Source organism: Colwellia sp. (genome assembly GCF_013214175.1).
Taxonomy (GTDB): domain Bacteria; phylum Pseudomonadota; class Gammaproteobacteria; order Enterobacterales; family Alteromonadaceae; genus Colwellia.
This window is the reverse complement of record NZ_JABSPA010000002.1, coordinates 596112-608108: the sequence shown is the minus strand read 5'-3', so window position 1 is coordinate 608108 and position 11997 is coordinate 596112. Positions and strand designations below refer to the sequence as shown.

9 protein-coding genes are annotated in these 11997 nt (G+C 39.5%); 3 read left to right on the top strand and 6 right to left on the bottom strand.

Annotated features, from left to right (window positions below; translation table 11 throughout):
- Positions 1-228: 228 nt before the first annotated feature.
- From gspG to gspC, 5 genes are all read right to left on the bottom strand, one after another.
- On the bottom strand, positions 229-660 hold the full coding sequence (gene gspG / locus HRT55_RS05650; RefSeq protein WP_291619538.1) for a type II secretion system major pseudopilin GspG: 432 nt from the start codon (positions 658-660) through the stop codon (positions 229-231).
- Positions 661-879: 219 nt separating this feature from the next.
- On the bottom strand, positions 880-2121 hold the full coding sequence (gene gspF / locus HRT55_RS05645) for a type II secretion system inner membrane protein GspF (protein ID WP_291619537.1): 1242 nt from the start codon (positions 2119-2121) through the stop codon (positions 880-882).
- Positions 2122-2183: 62 nt separating this feature from the next.
- Positions 2184-3686: a type II secretion system ATPase GspE gene (gene gspE, locus HRT55_RS05640; RefSeq protein ID WP_291620425.1), complete on the bottom strand. Its 1503-nt coding sequence runs from the start codon at positions 3684-3686 to the stop codon at positions 2184-2186.
- Positions 3687-3709: 23 nt separating this feature from the next.
- Positions 3710-5755, bottom strand: a complete 2046-nt coding sequence (gspD, locus tag HRT55_RS05635) for a type II secretion system secretin GspD (protein ID WP_291620423.1) — start codon at positions 5753-5755, stop codon at positions 3710-3712.
- 156 nt (positions 5756-5911) lie between these two features.
- The gene (gspC, locus tag HRT55_RS05630) at positions 5912-6862 is read right to left on the bottom strand and encodes a type II secretion system protein GspC (RefSeq protein ID WP_291619535.1); all 951 of its coding nucleotides are present in this window, start codon (positions 6860-6862) and stop codon (positions 5912-5914) included.
- A gap of 256 nt (positions 6863-7118) precedes the next feature.
- Here gspC and HRT55_RS05625 point away from each other — a divergent pair, with 256 nt between their 5' ends.
- From HRT55_RS05625 to pckA, 3 genes are all read left to right on the top strand, one after another.
- Positions 7119-7523, top strand: a complete 405-nt coding sequence (locus tag HRT55_RS05625; RefSeq protein ID WP_291619533.1) for a S4 domain-containing protein — start codon at positions 7119-7121, stop codon at positions 7521-7523.
- Positions 7524-7528: 5 nt separating this feature from the next.
- A complete protein-coding gene (hslO, locus tag HRT55_RS05620) occupies positions 7529-8410 on the top strand; it encodes an Hsp33 family molecular chaperone HslO (protein WP_291619531.1) in 882 nt (293 codons plus the stop codon).
- A 330-nt stretch (positions 8411-8740) separates the two neighbouring features.
- A complete protein-coding gene (gene pckA, locus HRT55_RS05615; protein ID WP_291619529.1) occupies positions 8741-10351 on the top strand; it encodes a phosphoenolpyruvate carboxykinase (ATP) in 1611 nt (536 codons plus the stop codon).
- 340 nt (positions 10352-10691) lie between these two features.
- Here pckA and envZ read toward each other — a convergent pair whose 3' ends face one another.
- The gene (gene envZ / locus HRT55_RS05610) at positions 10692-11981 is read right to left on the bottom strand and encodes a two-component system sensor histidine kinase EnvZ (RefSeq protein ID WP_291619527.1); all 1290 of its coding nucleotides are present in this window, start codon (positions 11979-11981) and stop codon (positions 10692-10694) included.
- Positions 11982-11997 lie beyond the last annotated feature (16 nt).

Here is an 11997-nt window from a genome sequence, read left to right as displayed (position 1 = left end):
AAGATTGCTTTTATCATCTTCGCCAACGCTCATCCAAATCTATTTATTTCTCTGAACGTCCACAACTTTATAAAACATAACCAAAGAGTAAAAGTTTAAAGTGTTTTTATTCATAGTGCCGTCAAACTGAATTTCCGACTAAAATGCGCTTAATCAAGGCGCTAAATATGACGTTTAGTTTACTAAACGAGTATTTTGCAACGATGAGTAAGCGTTTATTAGACGAAATTACTGAAAGTCGCCCAGGTTCCAGTTGCCTATATCATCTTCGGTGCCAGCTTCACCGTCTGGTCCCACTGAAAACACATCCATTTTACCCTGCTCGCCTGGATTCAATAACACATATTCATTGCCCCAAGGATCTTTTGGTAAACGTTTAATATAGCCATCTTCAGGGAAGCGACGTGGCTCTGGCTCAACATCGCTTTGCTCAACAAGTGCTTCTAAACCTTGCTCTGTAGTTGGATAGTCATAGTTATCCATTTTATATAAACTTAATGAAGTTTCTAAAGCGGTAACATCTGATACCGCTTTTTGCATATTGGCGCGCTCTTGGCTGCCCATTAAGTTAGGTACTACCATACTGGCGAGAATACCTAGAATAACGATAACCACCATCACTTCGAGTAAGGTGAAACCTTGTGCTTTTTTCATATTCATATTACTTTCCTAACGTCTGATAAATTGAGATTACTACAACTAAGCTGTCAAATAAATTTTATACCAAGTAAATTGATTAAGGGTACAGAATTCAATCAGAATAAATTTTCAATAACAAGGCGCTTGATTGTGCAATAGCTGGCTATTACGATTGAAAGCAACGAAGTGATTGGATATTTAGGCCATTTGAAAATGGTCACTTAATTAGTGTACTTGGTATTAGCCACCTACTAGGCTATTAAGTTGTAAAATTGGTTCTAATATTGCCATAACAATAAAGAGTACTACTCCGGCCATAGCGACCATAAGTGCCGGTTCAAATGCTTTTAATGAGATACTTACCAAGGCTTCGAACTCTCTATCTTGGTTATCCGCAGCGCGACCTAACATATGTTCCAACTTGCCACTTTTTTCGCCACTGGCAATCATATGTAACATCATAGGTGGGAACAATTTAGTTTGATCCAGTGACACCCGTAAACTAGCACCTTCGCGTACTTTATCGGTAGAGAGTTTCACTTGCTGTTTAATATATAAGTTATCAAGTACTTGCCCTGAAATACGCATACTTTCCAGTAAAGGCACGGCACTGGCAGTTAAAATACTTAAAGTACGGGCAAAACGCGCAGTATTGATGCCGCGAACTACTTTACCAACGCCAGGTATACGCAACAAATACTTATGAAAAGCCATTTCAAAATCTGGTTTTTTCATCAACTGTGAAAAAAGTAACATTAGTGCTGCAACTAGGATGACGACTACGAAACCATAATCACGCAGGAAATCACTACTGGCAATCAAAAACTGCGTAGTACCAGGTAGATTCTCGCCCATATGTTCAAACTGACCGACGATTTTTGGCACTACCGCCGTTAATAAAATGGTAATAACGCCGACAGCAACAACGGTCATAATTATGGGATAAACCAGTGCTTGGATAAGTTGTGAACGCATCTGTTGGCGCTGCTCAGTATAATCCGCTAAGCGATTAAGCACCTTATCAAGATGTCCTGACTTTTCACCGGCGGCAACCATAGCTCGATACAAGCGATTAAATACCTTAGGGTATTCCGCCATACTTTCCGATAAACCGTAGCCTTCGGTAACTTTGGTACGCACACCCATGATCATACTTTTAATGCGGTTTTTTTCACATTGCTCGCCAACCGCCAGCAAAGATTCTTCTAACGGTAAGCCAGATTCTACTAACGTAGCTAGTTGACGAGTGATCAAAGCTAACTCTGCCGCCGAAACCTTAGCACCGGCACTTTGACCGAAGCTTGCGCTGAAGCCAGTTTTCTCATTGGCTGCCTTACGCTTGGCTAAAGTTGCGGTAACAACAGTTGGCATCAAGCCTTGCTCACGTAATAAGCCACGCACTTGTCTTGGTGTATCACCTTCGATAACACCTTTTTTAGTTTTACCGCGACTATCTACCGCTTGGTATTCAAATGCTGCCATTAGTTATAATGTGTACTTATATTTAGTTATTTCAATTATATGGAATATATGTGTCATATAAATTAATCTTCACGCGTAACACGTAAAACTTCTTCTAAGGTGGTTTGCCCTAACATCACTTTATCAAAGCCATCTCGGCGGATACTGGCGTTGGCTTTACGGGCATATTTCTCAATAGCTTGCTCACCATGGCCATTGTGAATAATCTCTCGTATTTGTTCATCAACCGGTAATAATTCATGGATACCCATGCGGCCACGATAACCTTTAAAGCTACATTCCTTACAACCAACCGCTCGATATATCATGGCGCTATTATCATCGGCTAAGGCTAACAAATGTCGCTCTTCTTCATCAGGTAGGTGGCTTTCTTTACAATGTCGGCAAAGTGTTCGTACCAAACGTTGCGCTAACACGCCTAATAAACTTGATGACAGTAAAAATGGCTCTACACCCATATCTTCCATACGAGTTATAGCACCCGCCGCAGTATTGGTATGTAAGGTAGATAATACCAAGTGACCCGTTAAACTGGCTTGTACGGCAATTTGCGCAGTTTCTAAATCGCGAATTTCACCAACCATGACCACATCAGGATCTTGACGTAAAATGGCACGCAAGCCACGAGCAAAAGTCATATCGACTTTAGTATTGACTTGCATTTGCCCTATGCCTTCAATGGAGTATTCAATCGGGTCTTCGCAGGTTAAAATATTACGTTCTTTGGCATCAATTTGCATGAGACCAGCATAGAGGGTGGTACTTTTACCTGAGCCGGTAGGACCGGTAACTAAGATGATGCCATGGGGTTTTTCAATAAGCTTGGAAAAATTAGCTCGATTAGTGTCGGTCATGCCCAAGTCTTTCAAATCTAAGCGAGCAGCATTTTTATCGAGTAATCGTAATACTACCCTTTCACCATGACCTGTAGGCATAGTTGAAACACGCACATCAACCGCGCGACCACCTATGCGTAGGGAGATTCGACCATCTTGTGGAATACGTTTTTCAGCAATATCGAGCTTGGCCATAACCTTAATACGTGAAACCAACAAGGAAGCTAGTTTTCGATTGGGTTTTAATATTTCTCGTAAAATACCATCGACGCGAAAGCGAATTTGTAAGCTATTTTCAAAGGTTTCAATATGGATATCAGAAGCACTTTCTTTGATGGCTTCACTGAGCATGGCATTGATCAGCTTGATAATAGGCGCATCATCTTCATTTTCTAGTAAATCTTCACTTTCAGTAAATTCATCGGCCAATGAATATAAGTCCACTTCATTACCAATATCTTCCATCATTTGCTGCGCTTCGGAGGAGTCTCTTTGGTACGCTTGGGTTAGCAGTAATTCAAACTCTGGCAACTGTAAAAAATCGAAATTAAAGGGTGCTTTCAGAATGCGACGAATCTCTAAAATAATGTCGAAGTTAACCTCTGCCAAGCAATGTAAAATATAGTCGCCACTTTCTTCATCGGTAGAAATAAGCACACTATGGCGTTTAGCAAACGCGAACGGCAACAACCAAGCACTACTGGTTTGTGTCGGCTCAGTCTCATCCATAGCTACTGCAACATCATCAGCCATTAGTGCTTCTCTTCCGTAGCAACACCTTCTGTTGCAGCAGGTGGCTTAGGCAAGTCGATATTGTTATGTTCAAGCTTTTTCTGGTAGTCATCAAATGACGGCGGTAAGGTCAATTTATCTTGCCATTGTGGCAATATTGGCATGTTTTCATTACTCATTAATGACAAGCCTTCTTCATGTTTTCGAATTTGATCGGCGCGAATATAGTTATACTTTGACTCACTAATTTCTTTCATTAATGCAGAGTCACGAACTATAGTAGCGCGTAAAAACACCATTAAATTACGTTTACGGGTAGTGTTAGTGGTCGATTTAAATAAGTGACCAATAAAGGGAATATCACCTAAGATTGGTACCTTTTGCACACTTTCTTGCACATCTTCATCAATTAAGCCACCTAACACTATGGTTTCGCCACTATCGGCCATAACCGTGGTTTTAATTTCTCTTTTGTTAATGGATATATCAACGCCAGTAGTACCACTAACCGAGGAAACTTCTTGTTCAATCACCAGTTGCACCGCATTGCCTTCATTTACTTGCGGAGTAACGCGCAGTTTTATCCCAACTTCTTGACGGTCAACCGTTTGGAATGGGTTGGAGTTATTATCGCCCGTGGCTGAGCCTGTAATAATTGGCACTTCTTGACCAACAATAAAGTAGGCCTCTTCATTATCTAGGGTTAATATACTTGGCGTCGCTAAGATATTTGAGTTGGTGTCACTACTTACCGCTTGCACAATAGCGCCCCAGTCATTTTTAGCAATACCAAACATCATACCACTGACATTACCAAGTACTGACGCAAGTACGCTGTAATCACCATTGGTAGGTGGGTTAATAGTCGTGTCGCCATTGTCCTTGATAACAGTGCTGCCTTTATCACCTTCAGCCGCTTTTGCACCAGCAGCAATTGAAGAAATACTGGCTGCACCATTGGTAAACTGAGTAAAGCCACCGGCCTCGTTATACCATTGCACACCTAAACTAATGCCATCACTTTCAAAGACTTCAACAATAATGGCTTCAACTAACACTTGCGCTCGACGTTTATCGAGTTGACGAATAACCGCCTTTAAAGAGCGCAACATATCAGGCTGTGCGGTTATCACCAAACTATTGGTAGACTCATGAGCTTCAATGCTAACATTACGTTTTGTACTACTGCGTGATTTGCTTTTTGTGCTCTTGCTTTCTGAGCCAATGGACTCACTAACCCCTTGCAGTACCTTAACTAAATCTTCAGCTTTTGAGTATTTCAGGTAATGAACATAAGTATTACCACTAGTGGCCAATTCGCTATCTAAGCGTTTAACCAAACGTATTACCCGCTCACGTGCTTTCACTTCACCACTGACAATAACGCTATTTGATCTATCATCGGCAACAATTTTAGGAATAAGAAAAGTCGGTTTACCTGATTTACCACTGCTTGGCTTGTTCATTGCTTCAATGATACGTACCATTTCACCTGCTGAAGCATATTTTAGCTTAATAATTTCAACATCTTGATCGCCGGCTCTATCAACACGCTCAATAATCTTAACCAGTCGATTAACCGTTGATGCTGTACCCGTTAACATAATGACATTTGCTGGGTCATAATTAACGACATTGCCACCACCGGCTTGATCGGATAATTGTCTTAGTAAAGGTACTAATTCACGGACGGTAACATTTTTTACTTCAAGCACACGGGTGACCATTTCATCACCCAAAATATTACTGTCGCTACCAATAACAGGAATAGCCGCTGTTTTAGCATCTTTGTTACGGATAATTTTAATAATATTATTATCCTTAGCTACGGCCGCATAACCGTAAACTTCAAGAACATTGAGAAAGAATTGATAATATTGTTCTTCCGATAATAAATCATAACTACGGACATTAATTTTACCGCGAACATTGGGATCGATAATCATGGTCTTTTTCAAGTTTCTACCGACTATATTAACGAACTCGGTAATTTCAGTACCCTTAAAATTAGGAGAGTATTGTGCAGCACTGGCTTGACCTACTAAGCATAAAAAATTGAATGCCATTGCTGTCGTTAAAATTAATAAAAACTTTTTCATCATTATTAGTGTCTCTGCTTATTTAACTTTAAAGAAAATCTATTTCAATAGTCTTTATAGAAAATAGTTATAAATAATTTTCACTTTAAAAATTACGTTAGTTTATTCAGCTAGCTCAGCGATTTAATCTAAGCTAATTAATATTTCGGTTAAATTACCTTGGCGATTTACCAGCAGTGAAATATCACGAGCCTGTCGCATTTCAGCCATGGCTTGCATTGCTTGTGTCGGGGCAATTAAATCAAAGCCGTTCATTTCAACGGCAACATCACCAGCTTTTAAGCCAGCGAGTTTAAAAAATTCAGGTTTTTTACCGGGTCTAAGGGTATAGCCAATGATCTTGCCGTCTTTACGCTTGGGTGAAATACGTAAATAATCGCCTATTTTTGCCGGATCTTGCGAAAATTCAGCACGTAAGCTTTTAGCGGTCGCGGTTAATTGTTTATTACTTCTTTGATCGACCACACCTGAACGGGTAGATTGTGGCCCTATTTTTGTCTTATCTCTTTTAGCGACTGGCTTGTTAGCTATTTTTTTTGCTGGCTGATTATAGTCAAATCCATCAAGCATTAAGGTTTCTAATCGACCAGATTGTTTGATTAACACTCTATCCATTAGTACTTGTTCAAGGTTAGCGCGGGTGCCGATAATAATATCGCCAATACCGTAGGTTTCTTGTTTGCCTTGATATTCAATGATTGCCGCTGCTTTTGATTGCTCGTCACTAGCGACTAACCCAGTTAACACTAAATTTAATCTGGTTTCTGGCACGTTAGCCATTTCAATTTCAGCTTCAACAACGTCACCTTCATTATATAAACCAAAAAGATTAAGTGACTGTATTTTAGTTACATCAACAGTATGGCTTTGCTTACTGCTATTAGCATTGCGACTATTTATTGCCGTTGAAGTACTTTGACTAGACTGTGCTTGCGGCACTACAGACCAGGTGATTTTTGCGCCAACATAGGCGATGTAGACTAATAATACCGCCATCGCAAATTGCGCAACACGTCGATGACCAAGTTGAGTGAATAGAGATGAAAGATCTATCATGTTAGAGGGAAGTGGCATATCTACTTATATTGTTATTATTTATGAAAAAATACAGCCACATATAGCAAAAGCCATATGTTAGTTTTTTGTTACTTTACTGTTAGATAAGCACGGATGATACTTGACCACAAGCTATGCAACAAGTAATACCCTGAGTTTTTAAGGCATTTAGTAAATAAAATGGTAACAAAAAAGTTACTATTCGATAATTACCAGCTGTTATAATAATTTTCAGACTCAGCCAATTCATTAAAGTTCCATTTTTAGGTTTATTATGAGCACAAGTAAAACAACAGAAAATAGCTCAACACGATTAGACAAATGGCTCTGGGCCGCAAGGTTTTATCGGACCCGTGCTATTGCCAAACAAATGATTGATGGCGGCAAAGTTTTTTACAACGGTCAACGCACTAAGTCAGGTAAAGCCGTATCAATCGGTGATATAATAAAAATTCGTCAAGGATTTGAAGAAAAACAAGTCACCGTTATCGCCTTAGCGGATAAACGCAAAGACGCTACTTTTGCTCAAACCTTATACCAAGAAAGTAAGCAAAGTATTGATAGCCGTGAAAAAAATGCCTTCGCGCGAAAACAAGGCATTTTATTAAGTCCCGCTAGTGATACTAAACCCGATAAAAAACAACGTAGAAAGCTACGTGAATTTAAAGAAAGGATCTAACCTCCATGAGCCAATTCAATGTATTAAATCGCTACTTATTTACCGATGCCCATGCCCGTGGTGAGCTAGTTCAGTTAAGTAGTAGCTTTGAAAGTATTATTAAAAATCATAACTACCCTGCGGGAGTTGAAAAATTACTCGGTGAGTTATTGAGTGCAACCTGCCTTTTAACTGCGACATTAAAGTTTGAAGGCGATATTACCGTACAACTGCAAGGTGACGGCCCGATTGGTTATATGTCAGTCAATGGCAATAATAACCAACAAATGCGTGGTATTGCCAAGATAGCTGATGTTGCAGAAGCTAGTGAAGCAAATGGCCTTAAAGCTTTAATTGGTAAAGGCACCATGATTATCACCATACGCCCTAATGCTGGTGAAGCCTATCAGGGTGTGGTTGCTTTAGATGCAGATGATCTGGCTGGTTGCTTAGCTCATTACTTTGATGTGTCAGAACAAATTCCCACTAAAGTTTGGCTGTTTAATGATGAAAATAGCAAGCAAGTCGCTGGCGCCCTAGTACAATTATTGCCTGATGGTGATGGTAGTGCTGACAATAAAGCTAAGCAAGAAAGTGACTTTGAACATTTGTGTCAGCTGACTAATACCATCAAAAGTGAAGAGATTTTTTCACTTGAAGCAGAAGCGTTACTTTATCGTTTATATCACCAAGAAAAAGTTAATATTTTTGAACCTCAATCGGTTAGTTACCAATGTGGTTGTTCTGCCGATAAATGTTTAGCGGCAATCTCACAAATAGAGCCTAGTGAAATAAAATCCATATTAGCAGAGCAAGGTAAAATTTCGATGACCTGTGATTATTGCGTCACCACTTACGATTTTGATGAGCTAAGCTTGCAAAGTTTCATTTCGAAAGTTAACCATTAAAATAAATGGCTGTTTTTTCATCAAAACCAGCCATATTAGCCCGTATTAATTATCACTTATTCCACATAGTGATAATTAATAGCTAGAATAAAACCCCACCTACCCCTTACCCAGCGAGCTTAAGAGCTGTTTTGTTTGAATAAAAATAGTTTTAGATCTAACCATTCATGATATTTATAGTGAAAACTTTCACATTAAACTATTTTTTACTTTCGTTTTGGTCGCTATTACCCTAAAATAGCGACAATGAAGGCTGCCTGAAAACTTTCACAGCGCCCTTCATAAACCTACTTAAATATTTAATTTGTCATACTTAGGAGTGAATTTGCTATGACCGCCCCGAAAAACTCAATTGATTTGTCACAATACGGCATCAACGATGTTAATGAAGTTGTTTATAACCCATCGTATGAGTTACTTTTTAGTGAAGAAACTAAAGCTAGCCTTGAAGGCTTTGATAAAGGCGTAGTGACTGAACTTGGTGCAGTTAATGTAGATACAGGTATATTTACCGGTCGTTCTCCTAAAGATAAATATATTGTTCGTGATGACGTGACTCGCGATACAGTATGGTGGTCTGATCAAGGTAAAAATGACAACAAACCTATGACTCCTGAAACTTGGGATCACTTAAAAGGTTTAGTGACTACACAACTTTCTGGTCAACGCTTATTTGTTGTTGATACCTATTGTGGTGCTGATGAAGCAACACGTTTAAAAGTACGTTTCATTACACAAGTTGCTTGGCAAGCTCATTTTGTTAAGAACATGTTCATCCGTCCTACTGACGCTGAGCTAGAAACATATGAACCTGATTTTGTCGTGATGAACGGCGCAAAAACAGTTAATGATAAGTGGCAAGAGCAAGGTTTAAACTCTGAAAACTTTGTTGCTTTCAACTTAACTGAAAAAATTCAATTGATTGGTGGTACTTGGTACGGCGGCGAAATGAAAAAAGGTATGTTCTCTATGATGAACTACTACCTTCCGCTGCAAGGTATTGCTTCAATGCATTGTAGTGCTAACGTTGGCGAAGATGGCGACACTGCTATTTTCTTCGGTTTATCTGGTACAGGTAAAACCACGTTATCAACAGATCCTAAACGCCAACTTATCGGTGATGATGAACATGGTTGGGATGACAATGGTGTATTTAACTTTGAAGGCGGTTGTTACGCTAAAACTATCAACCTAAGCAAAGAAAACGAACCTGATATCTATAATGCAATCCGTCGTGATGCATTATTAGAAAACGTTACTGTTGATGCCGATGGTAAAATTGATTTTGATGATAACTCAAAAACTGAAAACACTCGTGTTTCATACCCTATTCATCATATTGATAACATCGTTAAGCCAGTTTCTCGTGCCGGCCATGCTAAGAAAGTAATTTTCTTAACCGCTGATGCTTTTGGTGTTTTACCACCAGTAGCTAAACTTACGCCAGCGCAAACTGAATATTACTTCTTGTCAGGTTTCACTGCTAAATTAGCGGGTACTGAACGTGGTATTACTGAACCAACACCTACTTTCTCTAGCTGTTTTGGTGCTGCGTTCTTAAGCTTACACCCAACACAATACGCTGAAGTATTACACAAGCGTATGGAAGCTGCTGGCGCTGAAGCTTACCTAGTTAATACTGGTTGGAACGGTACTGGTAAACGTATTTCAATTAAAGCGACACGTGCCATTATTGACGCAATCTTAGATGGTTCTATCGATAACGCTGAAACAACGATTATCCCAATGTTTAATCTTGAAATACCGACAAAGCTTGCCGGTGTTGAAGGTGACATTCTTGACCCTCGTAATACTTACGAAGATGCCAGTATTTGGAATGATAAAGCAGCGGCATTAGCTAAACGTTTTGTTAATAACTTCGAGAAATTCACTGATACTGATAACGGTAAAGCATTAGTTGCTGCTGGTCCTCAGTTATAAAATGGTGTGTTAACAACTGTTAGCTAGTCAAATAAAAAATAGCTAATAAAAAGCCACAAGTATTTAATTACTTGTGGCTTTTTTGTTTTCTGACTGCCAAGTTATTGCAGGGTATTTTAACCAGCACAAGTGGGCAATAACTTAGTGTAATTGGTATAAGAGTTAATTTTTTTGACACTCGCTCCATGACATACTATCACCGCGATATACCGTTCATCCTGAACAATTAACCACATTAATTATTACTAATGCGGTTAATTGTTTTTATTATCTACTAAGGCTTGTATATACAGGCCAGCATTCAAGCTGTGCAGTTTTCAAACAATTTTATTTAGGTAACTTAGAAGCTCAGTGGCAAAGACATTTTTGCTTGTAAACCACCTTCTGGCTTATTAGATAAAACAACACTACCGCCATGAGTATCAACAATACGTTTAATAATCGCTAAACCTAAACCACTGCCTTCAGTGCCGCGGGCAGTATCACCTTGGGTAAAAGGCTGAAATAAGCGTTCGATATCAGCTTCTGGAATACCTGCTCCATTATCACTGACAATGATAAAGACATAGTCATTTTCTACTCCAGTAAAGACATCAATGTCACCTGAGGTATACCGAATGGCATTTTGCACTAAATTGGCCAAGGCCCGCCTAACAGCGACATGTCGTAAAGGTATTTTAGGACAGTCACTGGGGTGAAATGTTATCACCCTATCACTTGGCCTTTCAACGTTGAGCACTTCATCAACCAAGGCATTTAAATCACCAATCTCGGCCTTATCTTTAGAGTCGTGGCGAAGGTAATCAATAAACTGATCAATAATATTATTCATATCCTCGATATCGATTTCTATACCTTCTTTAAGAAAGGCGTCTTGATCTTGCATCATTTCACTCGCCAGCCGAATACGTGTTAACGGCGTGCGTAGATCATGGGAAATACCCGCCATTAATAAATTACGGTCATCCTCAAGTTGTTTGATGCCTTTAGACATGTGATTAAAGGCTTGTGTTACCGCCATAATCTCAGAAGTACCGCGTTCCACCAACGGCTCAGGAAAGTCTCCTCGACCAACATCTTCAGCAGCTATTTCTAATGATTTTAACGGCCGGTTAAGCTGGCGCACAAAAACCCAGCCGCCCATAACACTTAATAAACCAATAACCACCATAAAGAAGATTAACGGATTAAAGTTACCTCTTTCCATGCCAACAAGGGGGATTTTTACCCAGAGGTGTGGCGCTTGTGGCGCACGGATCCAAAATAAATATTCATTACCATCCGAAATCCGCACCTCTGCATCGCCACCAAGTAACAATGACATTTGCTCAGAACGATAAGGAAATAAGCCCGCACTGGCAAGGCCAAACTTAAGCGCATCTTCTTCACGATATACACCTATGCCGGTTTCATTGTGAAATGCCTTGGCCATTTTAGGACTTAACTTAGCATCATCAATATCAATGAACACCACCCGTACCTGTTTTGCCAGCAATTGATTTATTTGCTGTTGATGAGGGTCGAAAACATAAATGGCAAAGGAGATGTAAGAAACAATTTGATTGATAAATAGTAAAAAACCTATCAATAAAACCGTTTGGCCAAAGGCACTACGAGGTAATATTTTCATATAAACAACTTAAATA

Coding starts and splice junctions, on each gene's coding strand:
- gspG (WP_291619538.1), bottom strand. CDS start 660: ATGAATATGAAAAAAGCACAAGGTTTCACCTTACTCGAAGTGATGGTG.
- gspF (WP_291619537.1), bottom strand. CDS start 2,121: ATGGCAGCATTTGAATACCAAGCGGTAGATAGTCGCGGTAAAACTAAA.
- gspE (WP_291620425.1), bottom strand. CDS start 3,686: ATGGATGAGACTGAGCCGACACAAACCAGTAGTGCTTGGTTGTTGCCG.
- gspD (WP_291620423.1), bottom strand. CDS start 5,755: ATGGCATTCAATTTTTTATGCTTAGTAGGTCAAGCCAGTGCTGCACAA.
- gspC (WP_291619535.1), bottom strand. CDS start 6,862: ATGCCACTTCCCTCTAACATGATAGATCTTTCATCTCTATTCACTCAA.
- HRT55_RS05625 (WP_291619533.1), top strand. CDS start 7,119: ATGAGCACAAGTAAAACAACAGAAAATAGCTCAACACGATTAGACAAA.
- hslO (WP_291619531.1), top strand. CDS start 7,529: ATGAGCCAATTCAATGTATTAAATCGCTACTTATTTACCGATGCCCAT.
- pckA (WP_291619529.1), top strand. CDS start 8,741: ATGACCGCCCCGAAAAACTCAATTGATTTGTCACAATACGGCATCAAC.
- envZ (WP_291619527.1), bottom strand. CDS start 11,981: ATGAAAATATTACCTCGTAGTGCCTTTGGCCAAACGGTTTTATTGATA.